Source organism: Bradyrhizobium sp. 186 (genome assembly GCF_023101685.1).
In the GTDB taxonomy this organism is placed as follows: domain Bacteria; phylum Pseudomonadota; class Alphaproteobacteria; order Rhizobiales; family Xanthobacteraceae; genus Bradyrhizobium.
On the sequence record NZ_CP082164.1, the window covers coordinates 721,648 to 739,921 of the forward strand.

Genomic DNA, 18,274 nt, shown 5'->3' on the forward strand with positions numbered 1-18,274 from the left:
CGATGAATGTCCAATTCCGCGAGAGCACCGAAGCCGCTTCCCCCCTGACCGTCAAAACCGCGATCGCGGACTGCGACATTCATCCGGCACGCGCCACCCGCACCGAGCTCTATCCTTATCTCGCCAAACGCTGGCAGCATCATCTCGAAGTCTACGGCATCCATGCCTATCAGGGCATGATGGAAGGCCCGCCCTATCCGAAGGCTCAGCCCAACGCCTCGCGCCGCGATGCCTATCCGCCGGAGGGCGGTCCGCAGGGCTCCTCGCTGTCCTTCATGCAGGAGCAGCTGCTCGATCCAAACAACGTACAGCTGGGGGTGCTCAATCCGCTCAACACCGGGCAGGGCATTCGCAATCACGAGCTCTCGGCGGCGCTGTGCTCGGCGATCAATGACTGGCAGATCGACAAATGGACCAGCAAGGACAAGCGCCTGAAAGCGTCCATTGTCGTCAGCAATGAGGACGCGCTGTCGGCCGCCGCCGAAATCCGCGAGCGCGCCGGCGACAAGAATTTTGTTCAGGTGCTTTTGCTTAGCCGCAATGTCGAGCCGCTCGGACAGCGCCGCTACTGGCCGATCTACCAGGCCGCGGAAGAAGCGGGTCTGCCCATCGGCGTCCACGCCTTCGGCTTCGGCGGCAATCCGATCACGCCATCGGGCTGGCCGAGCTACTACATCGAGGAGATGGTTGGGCATTCGCAGTGCCAGCAATCGGCGCTCGCGAGCCTCGTGCTCGAAGGCGTGTTCGAGCGTTTCCCGAAATTGAAGATGGTGATGATCGAGGCAGGTTTCGGCTGGGCGCCGTCGCTCGCCTGGCGGCTGGATAAGGTCTGGCAACGGCTCAGGAGCGAAGTGCCGCATGTCAAACGGCCGCCGTCGGAATATATCCGCGAGCAGGTGTGGTGGACGACGCAGCCGATGGAAGACCCGGAGCGGCGCGAGGATCTGCTCGACGTCATCAAATGGATCGGCTGGGACCGGCTCTTGTTCGCGACCGACTATCCGCATTGGGACTATGACGAGCCGTCGCGCGTGCTGCCGGCAGGCGTGAGCGAGGCCAATCGCGACGCGTTTTACCTCGGCAATGCGCGCGCACTGTACGGGATCATCGCATGATCCGGAAAAGTGTAGAGCGGTTTTCCGGTCAGATCATGCGACGGATATAAGCATGGCGCGGCACGTGATTGCGCCGGTCGACGAGCTGCCGCCGGGTACGCGAAAATTCCTGGAGATCGAGGGACGGCCGATCGCGGTCTTCAACATCAAGGGCGAATATTTCGGCCTGATGAACCGCTGCCCGCATCAGGGCGCGGCGCTGTGCGAGGGCCCGCTGATCGGGCTCGCGCAATCCAGCGATCCCGGTGAGATCGAATACACCAAGTTAGGTGAAATCATCCGTTGCCCCTGGCACGGCTGGGAGTTCGACGTCCGCACCGGCCAGTCCTACTGCGATCCTCGCCGCTTCCGCGTGAAGGCATATCCGGCCCATGTCGAGCCAGGGACGAGCGTGGTGAAGGGACCGTACGTCGCCGAGACGATCCCAGTGCGGGTCGAGAGCGACTACGTGGTGGTCGAGCTGTAGCCCACCGTCATGGTTCGCGTTTTGCGTGTCCCCCTGGCCATAAGAATTTACGATGAGGGCCGACTTCGTCATGCCTCTTCTGTCATCAAATGAGATCTATATTTTAATCGTCGCCGCAACAAAAAACTACAAAGCCAGGACCCACAAAAGTGGCAGAGTGGGCGCATAACTGTGATCAGCAACGGAGCTGAGACGTGACGATTGAGTTGAGCCGGCGTGGATTTTGTATCGAAGCCGGCTCGTTTGGACTGCAGACCGTTTCGCCCAGTGCCTTCGCCACGCGAAGCGAAGCACGCCTGCGATCGCATCGAGCAGGCATGTAGGGCGTTGCGCTGAAAGCGAAGCCGGCAAGTCCGGGCAACCACTGACAGCGCGTTCAGAGACATAGATGGAAGGTGATCATTGGCCTCACGGCTCCTGCGGCGGCGCCGGTGGAAGCCTGACACGCCTGCGCAACCGCGCATCCGATTTTTTCGAAAACCTGTCCGTCGCAGAACTCGTGCGTGAGGCGCACAGGCATTTTTGGGTTTCGGACTGGTTGAGGGTCGCAGACGACTACCGGATATTCGCCGAATCCGCGCGCGAAGATAGTTCCGTTCAGATTGCGCGCGAAGCGGGGCTGTGCTCGCTGACGTCCCTCGAAGTCGCGAGAAGTTTGTCTTGTCCAGGAGATTTCGCGAGTACCGACCTCGCAGACAAAGTCAGTATCGGCCTGAGGGGCTTCGAGGACGACACTGGTCCAGCGATCGAGCGCGTGAAGATCGATTGCTTCGATCAAAGGTCGTTGACTGGCTTCTTTCTGCCGGCGTTCCGTCATGGGCCTTCCGCACCCGCGGTCATCTGCATCGCCGACGAGGACATCACGCTGGGCTCGATGATGAGCCGGCTGTTGCCAGCCTCGCTCCGCCGGAACACGTCACTCCTGCTCATCGACGCTTGCAATTTATCTGCTCGTCGCCCCTTCAAGCCGGAGCACATGCTTCAATGCTGGTTGGACTATCTAGAGGCTCGCCCGGATGTCGACCCGCGGCGGATCGCGATCTATGGCGAAGGGGCTGGCGCCAGTCTTGCGTCCCGCCTTGCGGTCTCTGATCGCAGGATAACTGCCGCCGTGTGCGACGGTGGCCTTTTGACGTCGGCCATACGTCGAGCATCAGTTCGCTGGATGACCGGCGTTGAGCAGGCCGTCCATGACGGAACCTCGACGGGTTCGTTGCCGCCGTCCCGTCGAATTCCTTGTCCGCTTCTCATCGTCGTCGGGAATCGATCGATGGTCCGGGAACAGGAAGCACTCGAGCTCCAAGCCGGCTATCGGCAGGCCGGAGCCGATTGCTCGATCGTCGTGCCGAACCGCATCCCGCACCCTCGGGGCGAGGTCGAGAATTTCATCGCTGCGGACGATTTCGTCTTCGAATGGTTCGACAGCAAGCTTGGAGCCGCCCGTCAGCTCGATCCCATAGTCTACCTCTAACCGCGACAGGGAGCAGGCCGATCCTGGCGCGGTATGGCGACAATCGCGTCCGGCTCGGGCGCTCATTCTGAGCCGGGGATTGGCGGATCACGAAACGTCGATCGCCAGCAATCGTGCAGCCAACCGGGCGTTCTTTGCGATCATTGCGAGCGCGGTATTCAGATCAGCCAAGGTCTTCTCGTCGAGCTCGTTGAACATGGTCGAATTCAAGGCGAGCCTTCTCTTGGACAGTTTTTCGATTTCCGTTGTCGCCTTTGCCGTAAGCGACATCAGGACATAGCGCGCGTCGTCTGCTCCCGGTCGCCGCGTTAGAAGGCCGCCCTTTTCGAGGCTCTTGGTCTGGTTGGTCACGAAGGCTGGGTGGACCCGCAACTTGTTGGCAATGTCGATTCCAGCGACGCCCCGCCCCTCGTCCAGTTCAGTGATTGCCATCAAGATCAGCCACTGCGGCTCGGTAATGCCCAGCAGTTCGGCCCAACTGGTGTGGATGTCCTCCAGCTGAGAGTGGATTTCGACGACATTCCAGATGAAGTCCGTAATCGCCCTGTCGAGTTTCTTCTCGATCATGTGGCTTCCCCCGTTTGGCTTAGATCAGTCTTTTAATGGGATATTTGGGAGGCGTCTCGGATATCGCGCACTGACGATAGTGGCGGACGCCGCATGGCGGAAACTGTCCCGTTGTTTAATGCTTGCAAAAAACAATTAATTAAATTATGTCTTATCGCACTCAATCTTGCTGCTCTTGACCTTGTCGCTGGACAGCGATGTGAGACCTCCAAGAAAGCCCTCGGGATGCCCCCTGAGGGCTTTTTCGTTTTAAATCTGCGGGCTTACTTGACGCTCAGGCCTCCCTGTTGCTCTCAAGCAACATCCGTCGCGGAACTTACGATTCACTAAATCAATAAATTGAGGCGATTGTTTTTATAAACTATATGTGAAGCCACGACGGAGGGGGGGCACCTCACTGTCGTTTCGGTCCGGACCTTCAGTGCGGACCTGAGTTGAACGGAAATTGACGAGGGCAAAGCCGCCTCCACCGAGGAGCCGAGCTCCCTGAACCGACTTGGAGGTACTAATGAAGTTGACGAAGACGCTCTTTCTCGGCTCGGCTGCCGGCCTGATGGCTGTCTCCGGGGCGTTCGCAGCCGATCTCCCCGTGAAGGCCAAAGCGGTCGAATACGTGAAGATCTGCTCGCTGTACGGCGCCGGATTCTACTACATCCCGGGCACCGACACCTGCATCAAGCTGGGTGGTTACCTGCGTGCCGACGCTGTGCTGGGCGCCAACTCGGACTTCAGCCCGAATCAGAGCGGCGTTGCCGGTGCCCGCAACCGTCTGATGAACTACTACACCTTCCGCGCTCGTGAAGACCTCAACATCGACACCCGCACCGCGACCGAGTACGGCGTGGTCCGCACGTTCTTCGATGGCGTCTTTACGTGGACGACCGGCAACTATTCCGGTAGCGGCAGCGCCACCGGCGGGACGGTCTACAGCGGCACGCTGGGTCTCAACACCTCTGGTGCGACCCCGGCGCTCGTTGGTTCTTCGATCAACGGCACGGACGGCAACACTTCTGCCGGTTCGCTGGGCGTGTACTACGCCTTCATTCAGTTCGCCGGCTTCACGATGGGTAAGGCTGTGTCGCAGTTCGACGCGCCCTGGACCAACTATCCCGGCAACATCACCGACAACCTCGTCGGCGGCAGCGGCACCGTTACCGGCGTCACCCAGTTCACCTACACGGCCGACTTCGGCCAGGGCGTGACGGCGGCGTTCTCGGCGGAGGATGCGACCCAGTACTATCAGGCTGGTAACCTGAACATGACCGGCGCGACCGCGGGTGGCATGATCGGCGGCGCGTACGGCACCAACGCCATCGGCGGTTCGCGTTCTCCGAACCTCGTCGGTCAGGTGCGTGTCGACCAGGCTTGGGGTCTCTTCCAGGCGTCGGTGGCTGCGCATGACAACCACGTTGCCTACTACGGCGCGACCGAGCCGACTGGCCACCCCGACGACAAGTGGGGCTGGGCGGTTCAGCTCGCTCTGTCGATCAAGAACATCCCGACCGGCGCGGGTGACACGATCAACATCCAGGGCGTCTACACGGACGGTGCGACCCGCTATAACTTCCAGAACTTGTCGGGCAGCAGCTACTCGCTGTTCGGCAGCTCGGGTACGGCCTACCAGAGCATCGGCTTCGCCAATGCTCCGGACACCGTGTTCGTGACCGGCAGCTCGCAGGAAACCGTCAAGACCTGGGGCTTCCGTGGCGCTTACACCCACAACTGGGATCCCTACTGGAACACGGCGATCTACGGCGCTTACGCTCAGGCGCAGTTCGGCACGCTGGCCAAGACCACTCTCTGCGGCGCCGCCGGCACCGGCGGCGTGTTCGGAGGCCTGGCGGGTGTGACGGGTTGTAATCCTGACTTCGCCATCGGCCAGGCGGGTATCGTCACCCGCTGGACTCCGGTCAAGAACCTGACGTTCTCGGCTGACCTCACGTGGACCCATCTGGACCAGAAGTACTCTGGTACGGTTGGCGTTACCCCCTCCGGTGTGACCGCCAAGCCGACCGCGGTCTACGAGCTGAAGGACCAGGACACGCTCGCTCTGATCCTCCGTGCTCAGCGCAACTGGTAAGATCTGTCGAAACACGTGAACGAACACCCGGCGGGAAACCGCCGGGTGTTTTTTATTGCACGAGGTGTGGCGCCGGCCATCATCACCGACGCAGCTTCAATGCCGACCAGGCCGACATCGTGCTCGGCCCGGCCGCTTACGCCTGTTGTGTAGAGTGACCGCCGATCGGCTCCGCGACCGGATCATACGTCGGCACCGCCTTGCCGCCGCCGCGATAAACGACAGAGGCCGCGATGATGCCGAGAAAGGCTGCCAACATCAGCCAATAGCCGGGCGAGGCCTTGTCGCCGGTGTGCTCGATCAACAGGGTCGAGGCGAACGGCGTGAAGGTGCCGAACAGCGCGGCTGCGAGCGCGAAGGCGAGCGAGAAGCAGGTGGTGCGGACGTGCGCCGGCACGATCTCGACCAGCGCGCCGAGCATGGTGCCGCTGTAGACGCCGAAATAGAACGAGAACATCATCTCGACCGCGAGCAGCTTGCCGAAGGTCGGCGCCGCGACGAGCCAGTGCAGCGCCGGATAGGCGGTGACGAGCGCCAGGCCGGCGATGGTCAGCAGCACTGGCTTGCGGCCGATGCGGTCGGACAATGCGCCGCCGACCGGATTCCAGAAGAAATTGGTCACGGCCACGAGCAGCGTGACGAGCAGCGCGTCCTGCGTCGACAGCTTCAGCACGTTCTTGCCGAAGGTCGGCGTGTACACGGTGACGAAGTAAAACGTCGTCGTGGTCAGGACCGCAATCATCATGCCGAGGATGACGATGCGCCAGTTCGCGAGTGCGGAGGCGAACACTTCGTTTGCCGTCGGATGCTTCTTCATGGCGAGGAAGGCCGGCGTTTCCTCGAGCGTCCGCCGCAGGAAGAAGATCAGCGGGATGATCAGGCAGCCGACGAAGAACGGAATGCGCCAGCCCCAGGCGGCGACGGTGTCGGCCGGCATCACCTCGGAGAGGATGAAGCCGAGGATCGATGCGACGAAGATCGCGACCTGCTGGCTCGATGACTGGAACGAGGTGTAGAAGCCGCGGTTACCCGGCGTCGAAATCTCCGACAGGTAGACCGAGACGCCGCCGAGCTCGACGCCGGCCGAGAAGCCCTGCAGCAGGCGGCCGAGCAGCACGATTATCGGCGCGGCGATGCCGATGGTCGCGTAGGTCGGGCAGAACGCGATCACCACGGTGCCGATGGCCATGATCGCGAGCGTAACGATCAGGCCCTGGCGGCGGCCGATGCGGTCGATATACGCGCCGAGCACGATCGCGCCCACGGGCCGCATCAGCGCGCCGAGCCAGAACACGCCGAAGGTGTTGAGCAGCGACGCGGTCTCGTTGGTCGATGGGAAGAACGCCTTGCCGATGGCCGCGGCATAGAAGCCAAACAGGAAGAAGTCGAACTGTTCGAGGAAGTTGCCGGATGTGGCGCGCAGGATCGCGCCGACGCGCGACTTGATCTCGGGCGGATTGGTTGATGCTGACGGTCCAGCCATTGACGTTGCTCCCCTTGAAGACGTGCCCGGACCGGAACTCAATTCACGGCAAGGCGGCAGATTGTAGCTGCGACAATCTGTCATACCCCCTTCTCGTGCGGGGCGTTGCGAGTCAACCGATTTTGCCGCGGAAGCTGATGATTTTTCAGGCTTTATTTTGCGCTGCAGCGACCACCCATTGGCGGAACGCGGCCAGCTTCGGCGCTTCCCGGTGGCCATCGGGAGAGACAACGTAAAAGCCGGCGTCGGCCGGCAGCGCGATCTTGAAGGGGACCACGAGGCGCCCCTTGGCGATGTCGTCCTGGACGTAGGAGGTCCGGCCCATCGCCACGCCAATGCCGTCGATCGCGGCCTGGATGGTCATGAAGATCATGTCGAAGGTGATGCCGGGCTGCTTGGCGATGTCGGCCGGCAGGCCGGCCGCGGTCAACCACAGCCGCCAATCGTCGCTGTTGGCGTTGGATGTGTGCAGCAGCGGATGGCTTCTCAGATCCTCGGGCCGGCGCAGCGGCTTGTCGCCGCGCAACAGCGAGGGGCTGCACACCGGAAACAACTCGTCCGCCATCAGCCAGTCGGAGCGGAGACCCGGCCATTGGCCTCTGCCATAGCGGATCGCGGCATCGACATTGTCGCGCTGGAAGTCGACCAGGCTGGTCGAGGTGGTGATGCGGACGTCGATGCCGGGATGGGCTTCCTGGAAATCGGTCAGCCGCGGCAGCAGCCATTTTGCGGCGAGAGAGGCCAGCGTCGAGACCGTCAGCACCTTGTCGTCGTCCCTGCGCAGCAGCCGGTCGGTCGCAAGCCTGAGGTCGTTGAAGGCGGCGCGGACGCCCGGCAGGTAGTCGCGCGCCTCCGGCGTCAGCGCCAGCGCGCGGTTCCGCCGGATGAACAGGCGGATGCCGAGCTCCTCCTCGAGCCTCCGAATCTGATGGCTGATCGCGGTCTGCGTCACGTTCAGCTCGGCTCCGGCCAGCGTGAAGCTGAGGTGGCGCGCGGCCGCCTCGAACGCCCGCAATCCGTTCAGGGACGGCAATCTGGCAGTCATTTGGCAGCAGGATACATGATATTATTTCATGCGAAGGGGTACAAATTGTCGTTTGTCGAAGTGCATAGCTAGGCTGATATTAGCTTCGAACTTAGCTCCAGGAGCTGGAAATGTCTACTTTGACCCAGAATTCAATGACAAATCATCATGCGCCAAGCCTGCTCTACCAGGTCGGAGAAACCCTCCACATCTGGCATGAGCGCTACCGGACCCGGCGCGAGCTCACCAATTGGACCGCCCGCGATCTCCAGGATGTCGGACTGTCCTGGAGCGACATCGCCTTTGAGGCCGACAAACCCTTCTGGCGGGCCTGATTGGCCGCCAGGCCGGCGCCGCCTGATCACAGGGGCGCCGGCGGTCTCTTTTTCGCAAGGCAAATTTCTTAAGGCTCGTGTGATGAGCACTCTTCGCCCGGAAGATCTGAAGCAATATTCGGATACGCTGCGCACCCGGCAGGGTGAGGCGATCAACGTCCGCTTCGTCGAGCCGCGCGACACCGACGAGCTGCAGCACTATTTCCGTTCGCTCTCGACCCGCTCCCGCTACAACCGCTTCTTCGGCGCGATCAGCGAATTGCCAAAGGGCCTGCTGCACGATTTCCTCCAGGTCGGCGAGCGCGAGCGCTTCACAATCATTGCCACGATGACGGTTGACGGCTTCGAGACAATCGTCGCCGAAGCGCGCTACGCCCTTCACGAGGAGAGCGCGACGCTCGAATTCGGGCTGTCGGTCGGCGACCGCTGGCAGGGCCACGGCATTGCCACCGCGCTGCTTGGGAATCTCGAATGCCGCGCCGCCGCGCTCGGCGCGGAACACATCTTTGGTGATACGCTGCGCGCCAACGACACCATGATCTCGCTCGCACGCAAATCCGGCTTCGCCTTCACCAACCATCCGGACGACTGGAAGCTGGTGCGCTTCGACAAGGAAATCGCGGTCGCGCCGAAGGATATTCCGTGCGCCAGCTGGCGTCTCGCCGCCCTTTCCCGTCAGGCCGACAGCCCCTCAGCCTCGGTCTGACACCACTCCAAGCCCGGCCCTGGTGATCCAGAGCCGGGCTTTTTTTGCCCGACCAACTTCGCGCGGCTGCTCCGTAGCCTGGATGGAGCGAAGCGCAATCCGGGAGTCTCGCCACGTTGGCAGGTGTCCCGGATTTCGCTTCGCTCCATCCGGGCTACTAACAGCTCTCGCATCAACGGCGGCGGTTACTTCCCCGTGAACACTGCCTTGCGCTTGTCGATGAATGCCTGCACGGCTTCCTTGTGATCGGCGGTCGTGGTCAGGCGGATCAGCCGTTCGGCTTCGTGGTCGCGGGCGGTCTCGAACTCGAACAGCAGGGCCTCGTCGAGATTGTCCTTCATGTAGCGCAACGCGAGGCGCGGGCCTTCGGCGAGCGACTTTGCCAGCGCAAAGGCTTCGGCTTGCAGTCTGTCGTCGGGCACGACTCGGTTGACGAGGCCGATCGCCTCGCACCTCGCCGCATCGACTTTGTCACCGGTGAACATCAATTCGCGCGCCCGCGCCGTGCCGACCAGCCGGGTCAATAGCCAGGCGATGCCGTAGTCGCCGCTCAGCGCGATGCGGGCATAGCCGGTGGCGATGAAGGCCGATTGCGCGGCAATGCGGATATCGCAGGCCATGGCGATCGCAAGCCCCGCGCCGACCGCAGGTCCCGGCAGTGCGGCGATCGTTGGCTTGCGGACCGACACGAGCGCGCCGGTGAGCAGCCGCTGCCGCTCCTGGAGATCGGCGACCCTGTCGTCGAAGGACATTTCGAGCTTCTTCTGCTCGCGATGCGCGCCCATGCCCTTGACGTTGCCGCCGGCGCAAAAGGCTTCGCCGGTGCCGGTGATGAGCAGCGCGCCGACACCTGCGTCCTCGCCGCAGGTCCGGATTATCGTGCGCAACGCCGGCGTCAGCGTGTCGGACAGCGAGTTGCGTGCCTCCGGCCGGTTCAGCGTGATCACCGCGACGCGATCGCGGATGACGCAGAGGAGTTCATTCGTGCCGGTGTCGATGGTGGTTTCCGTGGTCATTGGGCTTCCTCTCTTTCGTCATTGCGAGCGAAGCGAAGCAACCCAGAAATTTCTCCGCCACTGGATTGCTTCGCTTCGCTCGCAATGACGATTGCGGTTACGTTATCGCCTCAAAACATTGCCTCAAAACTTCTCCACCCAGGGCCGCAGCTCCAGCTCCCAGCTCCAGGCGCTGCGCGGCTGCTGCAACACGTTCCAATAGCTCTCTGCGATCGCATCGGGATCGAGCATCGAATCCGGCTTGTCCGCGGGCTCGGTACGCGCGGCGCTGCGGATGCCGCCGTCGATGACGAAATGCGCGACATGGATGCCCTGCGGCGAGAGTTCGCGTGCCATGCTCTGCGCCAGCCCGCGCAGCGCGAACTTGCCCATCGCGAACGGCGCGGATTGCGCATAGCCCTTGACGCTGGCGGAGGCACCGGTGAACAGGATCGCGCCGTGCTTGTTCGGCATCATGCGCTTCGCCGCCTGCTGCGCCACCAGGAAGCCGCCATAGGCGCTGACCGCGATCGCCTGTGCGACGTCGGCGGGCACGAGATCAACGAACGGACCGCGCGCGCGGCCGCTGGCGTTGTAGACGACGAGGTCGGGCGTGCCGATCTCGCGCTCGACGAGGCCAAACAGGCGCTCGACTTCCTCCGGCTCGGTGGCGCTGCAGGCATAGGCTTTGGCACCGGTCTCGGTACAGAGCGCGCCGAGTTTTTCGATCTTTCGTGCGGCGAGCGCCACGCGAATGCCCTGCGCGGAGAGCAGCCGCGCCAGCGAGGCGCTCAAGCCTTCGCCGGCGCCGACGATGAGCGCGATCTTGTATTTCGGGTGTTCCATGGCGTGATTCCCAAGAGATAAGGAGCCGCTGATCTATGCACGGGCCGCGCGAACGACCAGTCGGAGTAGCGGCCCAGTTGATCACAATTCCGCAGAGCGAATTGCTCCTACACGGCGATCATGCCGCCCTGACAATTTGCGGCTTTATCCAATCTGTCGGCTGGAGCATGATCGACATCATCCAAAGCGGCAAGCGCTAAAGCAGCGCAGAATGACCGCCGGGCGGAAACGGAAGAGGACGATCATGCACAAGTCGGGCACAGCGCAGCAGAAAAATGTCGCGGCAAGCCAGGCCGGCCTGCTTGCGCCCGATACCACCGGCATGAATTTCTACCGCGCCGATCCGGCGTTGACGGATTTGCTGCGCATCCACCTGCCGGAGGTTCTGTTCCGCCATATCGAGCCGCATCTCGACCGACTCGGCGAGCTCGCCGGCGGCATCCTCGATGACTACGCGCGGCTTGCCGACCGGCACACGCCGGTGCTGCACCAGCGCGACAAGTTTGGCCGCGATACGCAATATATCGAATATCATCCGGCCTATCGCGAATTGGAGAAGGCCGCGTTCGGCGAGTTCGGCATTCATGCGCTCTCGATCCGCAAGGGCATCATGGGCTGGCCGGACAAATATCCGGTCGTGGCAAAACACGCCTTCACCTTCCTGTTCAACCAGACCGAGTTCGGCATGGGGTGCCCGATCAACGTCACAGACGGCTGCGCCAAGCTGCTGGCGAATTTCGGCAGCGAAGCGCTCAAGACGAAATATCTTGACGGCCTGACCCAGACCGACATGAGCAAGCTGACGCAGGGCGGCCAGTTCATGACCGAGAAGGAGGGTGGCTCCGACGTCGGCACGCTGACCACCACGGCCGTGCCGGAGGGCGAGCATTGGCGTCTCACCGGCGAAAAATGGTTCTGCTCGAATGCGGACGCCAAGGTTGTGATGCTGCTCGCGCGGCCCGAAGGCGCCGGCCCCGGCACGCGCGGCGTCGGCCTGTTCCTGATGCCGCGCTTCCTCGACGACGGCTCGCAGAACCACTACCGGATCGTGCGGCTGAAGGACAAGCTCGGCACGCGCTCGATGGCGTCGGGCGAGATCAAGCTGGAGGGCGCGATCGCCTATGCCGTCGGCAAACTCGACCGCGGCTTCGTGCAGATGGCCGAGATGGTGAATTCGTCCCGGCTCTCCAACGGCGTCAAGTCGACGGCGCTGATGCGCCGCGCCTATCATGATGCGATGACGGTGGCGAAGAACCGCGTGGTGTTCGGCAACCGTATCATCGACCTGCCACTGGGCCGGCGGCAGATGCTGAAGATCATGCTGCCGGTCGAGCAGGCGCTGTCGATGAGTTTTCTCACTGCCGACGCGCTCGACCGCGCCGAGGCCGGCAGTCAGGATGCCGCAGCGCTGCTGCGTATCCTCACGCCGGCGCTGAAATTCCGGGCCACGCGCGATGCGCGAAAGGTCTGCGGCGATGCGCTCGAGATGCGCGGTGGCATCGGCTATATCGAGGAGTTTGCAACGGCCCGCCTGCTGCGCGATGCCCATCTCGGCTCGATCTGGGAAGGCACCGGCAACATCGTCGCGATCGATGCACTCAAGCGCGCGGTCGGCCGCCACGGCGCCGAATCCGCGCTCGCCGCCGATCTGCATGCCCGACTCGACGACAGCGCCTCCGTGCCGCAGGCTTGGCGCGATCATCTCGGCGGGCTAACCGATCGCGCGATCGGGTTCGCACGCGAGGTCGCGGGCAAGGCCGACAACGAGGCCGATGCGCGGCGCGCCACGAGCTTGCTCTATCACGTCGCGAGCGCGGTCGCGCTCGCCTGGGAAGCGCACCGCATCCACGACATGCGTGGCGATGCGCGCAGGCTGCTGCTGTCGCGGCTGGTGATCGATCATGGCGTGTCGCCGAGCGACCCGTTCCGGCTCACGGAAAATGCCGCGCAGCAGAAGATCGCCGCCCTACTGCTCGGCGATCGCGCGGCCGGCATGAGCGAGGTTGGCGAACTGGTTCTGGCGGCGTAGGCTGCGCTCGCGTTCAAAGCAAAAAAAGCGATAGGGAGTGCTCGATGAAGGCCGCCGTCCTCTATGAAGTCAACCAGCCGCTGGTCATCGAGGATGTCAGCCTGCCGAAGCCCGGCCCGCGCGAGGTCCTGATCCGCACGGCGGTCGCGGGCCTCTGCCATTCCGATCTGCATTTCATGGAAGGCCTCTATCCGCATCCGCTGCCCGCGGTGCTCGGCCATGAGTCCGCCGGTGTGGTCGAGCAGGTCGGCTCCGACGTCACCTATGTAAAGCCGGGCGATCACGTCGTCACTTGTCTCTCGGTGTTCTGCGGCACTTGCGACAACTGCGCCACGGGCCGCACCGTGCTCTGCACCGACACCACGGTGAAGATGCTGCCGGGCGCTTCCGACCGGATGCAATGGTCTCGCTCCGAGAAGCTGCACCAGTTCCTCAACCTCTCGTCCTTCGCCGAGCAGATGCTGGTGCACGAGAACGCTATCGTGAAGATCCGCAAGGACATGCCGCTCGATCTTGCCGCGCTGATCGGCTGCGGTGTCATCACCGGCTACGGCGCGGTGGTGAACACCGCGAAGGTGACGGCTGGCGAAACCGTGGCCGTGATCGGCTGCGGCGGCGTCGGCATGGCCGCGATCAACGGCGCGCAGATCGCCGGCGCCGGCCGCATCATCGCCATCGACACCAATCTCGCAAAACTCCAGCTCGCGACCAAGCTGGGTGCCACCGACATCATCAATCCCGCCGACGGCGACATCGTCAAGCAGGTGCGCGATCTCACCAATGGCGGCGTGCAGCATTCCTTCGAGGTGCTTGGCCGCAAGGAAACCGCGGAGCAGGCCTTCGCCATGCTCGCCGCGGGCGGCACCGCCACCATCGTCGGCATGATCCCGTTCGGCCAGAAGATCGAGCTGCACGGCTTCGACTTCCTGCGCGAACGCAGGATCCAGGGCTCCTCGATGGGCTCGAACCATTTTCGCGTCGACATGCCGCGCCTGATTGATTTCTACCTGCGTGGCCGACTGCATCTGGAGGACTGGATCTCGGCCAAGCTGAAGCTGTCCGAGATCAACGAAGGCTTTGCCAACATGAAAGCCGGCAAGACGCTGCGCAGCGTGATCATGTTTGATAGTTGAACCAACCTAGGTGTCATCGCCCGGCTTGACCGGGCGATCCAGTACGCCGCGGCGGCTGTTGTGTGAACCAACTACTGCCGCGGAGTACTGGATGCCCCGCCTTCGCGGGGCATGACATCAATCATCAAACATCTTCGGCGGCACGAACCCGCCGAACTCGCGCTCCATCAGTTCGGCGAGCTTCAACGGCGTGCGGTCCTCGAGGAATGGGCCGATGATCTGGACGCCGACCGGCAGGCCTTCCTTCGATAGACCGAGCGGAACGGCGGTTGCCGGCAGGCCCGTCAGCGTGGCGATGCCGGGCCAGGCAAGCTGATCCGGATAGACATGGTCCTTGCCATCGATATTGATCCGGCGCATCTCCTGCTGCGGTGAATGATCATGGGGATAGGCCGGGGTCGGCATGATCGGGCAAATCACCGCATCGAATGTCTTGAACAATTGCCGCCATTGCGCGCGCAGCCCGGCACGCGCCCCCTCGTCGAATACCCAGGCCTGGTGTGTGCTGGTCATGCCGCGCAGCCGCTCGGCAGAAAGGCTCTTGTCGTCAGGTGAGAGCTGCGCCGCGCCGGCACGCGCGCTGGCGAGAATGTCCGGCGGAAGGAAGGCGCCGAGAAAGCTCATCAGCATGCGCATGTAGAGGCGAGAGGCTTCCGTAAAGTCGGGAAACAGCGGGCTTTCGCGCGCTATGCTCGCGCCTGCGCTCGACACTTGTCCCGCGAGCGTCTCGATCGCGCCACGAACATCGGCATTCGCAGGCAGCAACGGGTGGCTGTCGATCACCAGCAGGCGAAAATCCCCCAGCTTGCGGTGTCGCGCATCCGGCAGCGCGAGTTTGTATCCGATGCCCTGGTCCAACGGATCGGGGCCCGCCATCACGTCCAGGAGCAGGGTCAGATCGGCCGCACTCCGTGCCATCGGACCGATCACCGCCATATCGCGCTCCATCGGGATCGCTGGAAATGGCGGCGGCGTATGGCCACGCGTTGGACAAAGATTGTAGGTCGGCTTGTGAGCATAGACGCCGCAATGGAAGGCGGGCACACGCAACGAGCCGCCGATGTCGGACCCGAGCGAGAGTGGTCCGTAACCTGCCGCGAGCGCCGCAGACGAGCCGCCCGATGAGCCGCCGGGCGTGCGGCCGAGATCGAACGGGTTGTTCGTCGTGCCGTAGATGTCGTTGTAGCTCTGCCAGTCCGCCAACCCAACGGGAACGTTGGTCTTGCCGAGGATAACGCCGCCTGCGTTCTTCACCCGGGCGATCGAGAGCGCGTCCTCCGCCGGCATGAAGTCCTTCTGCGGCGTCCAGCCCCAAGTCGTCGGCAGGCCTGCGAGATTGAAGGATTCCTTCACGGTGATGGGGAGGCCGAGCAGCGGCTTCCGCTCGCCACGCGCCAGCGCCGCATCTGCTTCGCGAGCCGCGCCGAGCGCGCGGTCGAAATCGCGGACGCAGATTGCGTTGACCTTGCCGTCGTGACGTTCGATGCGATCGATCGCGTCCTGCGTGAGCTCGACCGCGGAGACCTTCTTCGCGATCAACGCGGCCGACAGCTCGACCGCGCTCTTGAAACTCCATTCCGAGTTGGCCACGACGTGCTCCTGCGCTTCATTGACGAGATGATGCGCAGTTTGGCCAAACGCCGCAACCGCCGTTTGATCGCGATTGCCATGCGAACCGATGTGGAGGCTTACGCCGCCCCGATCAATATCCCCACCGCCAGCACGATGGCGCCGCCGAGCACGATCTGGAACACCGCCTGGAGGAATGGCGTGTCCATGTAGCGCGCGCGGATGAAGGCGATCGCCCACAATTCGAAGAACACGACGACGCCGGCGATTCCCGTCGCGATCCAGAATGCGTTCGGCCAGCTGTCCGGCACGAGATAAGGCAGGGTGTGGCCGAGCCCGCCGAGCGTTGTCATCGCCCCGCAGGTGATGCCGCGAAGCCAGGGCGAGCCGCGGCCGGTCAGCGAGCCGTCATCAGACAGTGCTTCCGCAAACCCCATGCTGATGCCGGCGCCGATCGAGGCGGCGAGGCCGACCAGAAACGTCTGCCAGTTCTGGTGGGTGGCGAAGGCGGCGGCGAACAGCGGCGCCAGCGTCGAGACCGAGCCGTCCATCAGGCCGGCGAGACCCGGCTGGACATATTGCAGCACGAACATCCGCCGACGCGTGCGGTCTTCTTCGGCGCGCACGTCGGGCTTCAGGAACTCGTCGGTGAGCGCGACGGCGCGATTCTCGTGGTGTTTCTCTTCCTCGGCGAGATCGCCGAGCAGGCGGCGTACGCCGACATCCTCTGCCCGCTCGGCGGCCTTCACGTAAAAGCGCTCGGCCTCGAGCTCCATGGTCTCGACTTCTTTCCGGATCGTGTCGAGCGGCAGGTTCTTGGTCAGCCAGATCGGGCGCCGCCGCAAAAAGCCTTTGACGTCATCGCGGCGGATCGGCGGCAGATGCGGGCCGAAGCGTTCTTCGTAGAGTTTTAGCAGGCGATGCCGGTGACCGCGCTCTTCCTCGGCCATCTCTTCGAAGATCTTTGCCGTGTCCGGGTAGCGTTCCCTCAAATCTTCGGCGAAGGTCATGTAGATGCGGCTGTCCTGCTCCTCGGAGGAAATCGCGACCGCAAGCACCTCGCGCTCGGTCAAATCGGCAAAGTTCTTCACGGATGGACCTGTCCCACTAGTTTAGAATAATTCTAAACTATATAAGGCGCCCTTGTTCCCAGGTCAAATCACGCGGTGCGGGCCTTGGCCAGAAAGTCGAGCAGCAACCGGCTCACCTCGGCCGGCTGCTCCTGCTGCACCCAATGGCCGGCACGGTCGACGAGATGGCAGCCGAGCATGTTGGTGGAGGCGCTGGCCTGCATCGCCTCGATCACGCCAGGGCGTTGATAGATGCCCCAGTCTTGCCGGCCGGCGATGAAGCAGGAGGGCACGTCGATGGTCCGGCCGCTGAACAGCTGAAGCTCGTTGTTGAAATCGCCTGAAGTGCCGCATCGATACCATTGCAGCCCGCCCTGGAATCCGGTGCGGCTATATTCGGCGCTGTAGTACGCGAGCTCGCTGTCCGGCAGCCAGCCATTGGCGGCGATATCGGCCGGCGAGGGCATCTCCTTCGCGACTGTCTCCGCCATGGTCTCGTGGAGGTCCATCACATAATAGGTCGGCAGCTTTGCCAGCTCTCCCGCCGACCATGACTTGAGCGGATAGGGCTTGTTGTCAGCCCAGTCCGCGCTCTTGTGATGGTAGTAGGCGCGCAGGAAAGCGTGCAGCCCCTGCGGCGCACGATGCATGTCGGCGTTGGCGTCGAACGTCGAATAGTACCATTGGTAATGCTTGCGCGGCCGCGGCAGCGCGGCGAGCTCGCGATGCACGGGATCCACGGCCTGCGGCTTCGCTATCGCGTCGGCGGTATCGAACGGCAGCGGCGGCGATCCGCCGAACGGCGCGCTCATCATCACCACCGAACGGAACACGTCGGGCCGCATCAGCGCGCACCACGCCGCGACCGGGCTTCCGAAATCATGCCCGACCACGTCGACCTGCTTGTAGCCGAACGCCGACACCAGCCCGAGCGCATCGCGGACCAGGTTGAAGAGGCGGAACGGCGCAAGATCACCGTCGTAATCGGCGTCCCATCCGGTGGTGCGGCCATAGCCGCGCTGGTCCGGCGCGATCACGTGATAGCCGGCGGCGGCCAGTGCCGGCATCACCTTGCGCCAGGAGAAAGCGAGCTCCGGAAAACCATGCAACAGCAGGACGCAAGGGCGGCCCTTGGTCTCGAAGCCGGCCTCCAGCACATGCATGCACAAGCCATTGATGCCATCGACGTAGCGCGAGCGAATACCGGCGGGCAGGGGGATGTCGGGGAGATCGGACATAATGTTTCCTCGTCGTGGCCGGACAAAAGCGCGAAGCGCGTCTTCACAAAGTTCCGGCCATCCATGTTCTTCGTTGCCGTCGGATTGTAAGAACGTGGATGGCCGGGACAAGCCCGGCCATGACGTGAAGAAACAGGAAATCCCGGC

General features: G+C 63.2%; 16 protein-coding genes. 8 read left to right on the forward strand and 8 right to left on the reverse strand.

Annotated features, from left to right (window positions below; translation table 11 throughout):
- The first annotated feature begins 2 nt into the window (after positions 1-2).
- From IVB18_RS03245 to IVB18_RS03255, 3 genes are all read left to right on the forward strand, one after another.
- Positions 3-1,115 (forward strand): amidohydrolase family protein, encoded by a 1,113-nt coding sequence (locus tag IVB18_RS03245; RefSeq protein ID WP_247987904.1) that lies wholly within the window; start codon positions 3-5, stop codon positions 1,113-1,115.
- A 52-nt stretch (positions 1,116-1,167) separates the two neighbouring features.
- Positions 1,168-1,581 (forward strand): Rieske (2Fe-2S) protein, encoded by a 414-nt coding sequence (locus IVB18_RS03250; protein ID WP_247987905.1) that lies wholly within the window; start codon positions 1,168-1,170, stop codon positions 1,579-1,581.
- 388 nt (positions 1,582-1,969) lie between these two features.
- The gene (locus IVB18_RS03255) at positions 1,970-3,052 is read left to right on the forward strand and encodes an alpha/beta hydrolase (RefSeq protein WP_247987906.1); all 1,083 of its coding nucleotides are present in this window, start codon (positions 1,970-1,972) and stop codon (positions 3,050-3,052) included.
- Between the two features lie 87 nt (positions 3,053-3,139).
- Here IVB18_RS03255 and IVB18_RS03260 read toward each other — a convergent pair whose 3' ends face one another.
- Positions 3,140-3,619: a MarR family transcriptional regulator gene (locus IVB18_RS03260; protein WP_247987907.1), complete on the reverse strand. Its 480-nt coding sequence runs from the start codon at positions 3,617-3,619 to the stop codon at positions 3,140-3,142.
- Positions 3,620-4,127: 508 nt separating this feature from the next.
- On the opposite strand from IVB18_RS03260, the gene IVB18_RS03265 reads away from it, so the two are divergent.
- Complete coding sequence (locus tag IVB18_RS03265; RefSeq protein ID WP_247987908.1) at positions 4,128-5,699, forward strand: porin; 1,572 nt, start codon at positions 4,128-4,130, stop codon at positions 5,697-5,699.
- A gap of 136 nt (positions 5,700-5,835) precedes the next feature.
- Here the strand turns inward: IVB18_RS03265 and IVB18_RS03270 are convergent, their stop codons facing one another.
- Together IVB18_RS03270 and IVB18_RS03275 are read right to left on the reverse strand one after the other, a co-directional pair.
- Positions 5,836-7,182 (reverse strand): MFS transporter, encoded by a 1,347-nt coding sequence (locus IVB18_RS03270; RefSeq protein ID WP_247987909.1) that lies wholly within the window; start codon positions 7,180-7,182, stop codon positions 5,836-5,838.
- A 145-nt stretch (positions 7,183-7,327) separates the two neighbouring features.
- A complete protein-coding gene (locus IVB18_RS03275) occupies positions 7,328-8,227 on the reverse strand; it encodes a transcriptional regulator GcvA (protein ID WP_247987910.1) in 900 nt (299 codons plus the stop codon).
- Positions 8,228-8,337: 110 nt separating this feature from the next.
- Between IVB18_RS03275 and IVB18_RS03280 the strand changes: the two genes are divergently transcribed.
- Positions 8,338-8,541 (forward strand): DUF1127 domain-containing protein, encoded by a 204-nt coding sequence (locus IVB18_RS03280; protein ID WP_247987911.1) that lies wholly within the window; start codon positions 8,338-8,340, stop codon positions 8,539-8,541.
- Positions 8,542-8,623: 82 nt separating this feature from the next.
- On the forward strand, positions 8,624-9,247 hold the full coding sequence (locus IVB18_RS03285; protein ID WP_247987912.1) for a GNAT family N-acetyltransferase: 624 nt from the start codon (positions 8,624-8,626) through the stop codon (positions 9,245-9,247).
- Between the two features lie 185 nt (positions 9,248-9,432).
- Here IVB18_RS03285 and IVB18_RS03290 read toward each other — a convergent pair whose 3' ends face one another.
- Both IVB18_RS03290 and IVB18_RS03295 read right to left on the reverse strand, forming a co-directional pair.
- Positions 9,433-10,263: an enoyl-CoA hydratase gene (locus IVB18_RS03290; RefSeq protein WP_247987913.1), complete on the reverse strand. Its 831-nt coding sequence runs from the start codon at positions 10,261-10,263 to the stop codon at positions 9,433-9,435.
- Positions 10,264-10,386: 123 nt separating this feature from the next.
- On the reverse strand, positions 10,387-11,088 hold the full coding sequence (locus IVB18_RS03295; protein WP_247987914.1) for an SDR family NAD(P)-dependent oxidoreductase: 702 nt from the start codon (positions 11,086-11,088) through the stop codon (positions 10,387-10,389).
- Positions 11,089-11,332: 244 nt separating this feature from the next.
- On the opposite strand from IVB18_RS03295, the gene IVB18_RS03300 reads away from it, so the two are divergent.
- Both IVB18_RS03300 and IVB18_RS03305 read left to right on the forward strand, forming a co-directional pair.
- Entirely contained in the window at positions 11,333-13,117 is a 1,785-nt protein-coding gene (locus IVB18_RS03300; protein WP_247987915.1) for an acyl-CoA dehydrogenase family protein, read from the forward strand.
- Between the two features lie 44 nt (positions 13,118-13,161).
- A complete protein-coding gene (locus tag IVB18_RS03305) occupies positions 13,162-14,250 on the forward strand; it encodes a Zn-dependent alcohol dehydrogenase (protein WP_247987916.1) in 1,089 nt (362 codons plus the stop codon).
- Positions 14,251-14,367: 117 nt separating this feature from the next.
- Here the strand turns inward: IVB18_RS03305 and IVB18_RS03310 are convergent, their stop codons facing one another.
- The 3 genes from IVB18_RS03310 to IVB18_RS03320 all read right to left on the reverse strand — a co-directional run bounded on the left by IVB18_RS03310 (position 14,368) and on the right by IVB18_RS03320 (position 18,127).
- Positions 14,368-15,840: an amidase gene (locus IVB18_RS03310; protein WP_247987917.1), complete on the reverse strand. Its 1,473-nt coding sequence runs from the start codon at positions 15,838-15,840 to the stop codon at positions 14,368-14,370.
- Between the two features lie 98 nt (positions 15,841-15,938).
- Positions 15,939-16,910 carry an iron exporter MbfA gene (gene mbfA, locus IVB18_RS03315; RefSeq protein ID WP_247987918.1) on the reverse strand — a complete coding sequence of 324 codons (972 nt, stop codon included), beginning with the start codon at positions 16,908-16,910 and terminating at the stop codon, positions 15,939-15,941.
- 68 nt (positions 16,911-16,978) lie between these two features.
- Positions 16,979-18,127, reverse strand: coding sequence for an alpha/beta hydrolase (locus IVB18_RS03320; protein ID WP_247987919.1), 1,149 nt, complete (start codon positions 18,125-18,127; stop codon positions 16,979-16,981).
- Between the last annotated feature and the right edge of the window lie 147 nt (positions 18,128-18,274).

Bases quoted from the DNA above. Each gene is read 5' to 3' on its own strand.
- IVB18_RS03245 (WP_247987904.1), top strand. From the start codon at position 3: ATGAATGTCCAATTCCGCGAGAGCACCGAAGCCGCTTCCCCCCTGACC.
- IVB18_RS03250 (WP_247987905.1), top strand. From the start codon at position 1,168: ATGGCGCGGCACGTGATTGCGCCGGTCGACGAGCTGCCGCCGGGTACG.
- IVB18_RS03255 (WP_247987906.1), top strand. From the start codon at position 1,970: ATGGAAGGTGATCATTGGCCTCACGGCTCCTGCGGCGGCGCCGGTGGA.
- IVB18_RS03260 (WP_247987907.1), bottom strand. From the start codon at position 3,619: ATGATCGAGAAGAAACTCGACAGGGCGATTACGGACTTCATCTGGAAT.
- IVB18_RS03265 (WP_247987908.1), top strand. From the start codon at position 4,128: ATGAAGTTGACGAAGACGCTCTTTCTCGGCTCGGCTGCCGGCCTGATG.
- IVB18_RS03270 (WP_247987909.1), bottom strand. From the start codon at position 7,182: ATGGCTGGACCGTCAGCATCAACCAATCCGCCCGAGATCAAGTCGCGC.
- IVB18_RS03275 (WP_247987910.1), bottom strand. From the start codon at position 8,227: ATGACTGCCAGATTGCCGTCCCTGAACGGATTGCGGGCGTTCGAGGCG.
- IVB18_RS03280 (WP_247987911.1), top strand. From the start codon at position 8,338: ATGTCTACTTTGACCCAGAATTCAATGACAAATCATCATGCGCCAAGC.
- IVB18_RS03285 (WP_247987912.1), top strand. From the start codon at position 8,624: ATGAGCACTCTTCGCCCGGAAGATCTGAAGCAATATTCGGATACGCTG.
- IVB18_RS03290 (WP_247987913.1), bottom strand. From the start codon at position 10,263: ATGACCACGGAAACCACCATCGACACCGGCACGAATGAACTCCTCTGC.
- IVB18_RS03295 (WP_247987914.1), bottom strand. From the start codon at position 11,088: ATGGAACACCCGAAATACAAGATCGCGCTCATCGTCGGCGCCGGCGAA.
- IVB18_RS03300 (WP_247987915.1), top strand. From the start codon at position 11,333: ATGCACAAGTCGGGCACAGCGCAGCAGAAAAATGTCGCGGCAAGCCAG.
- IVB18_RS03305 (WP_247987916.1), top strand. From the start codon at position 13,162: ATGAAGGCCGCCGTCCTCTATGAAGTCAACCAGCCGCTGGTCATCGAG.
- IVB18_RS03320 (WP_247987919.1), bottom strand. From the start codon at position 18,127: ATGTCCGATCTCCCCGACATCCCCCTGCCCGCCGGTATTCGCTCGCGC.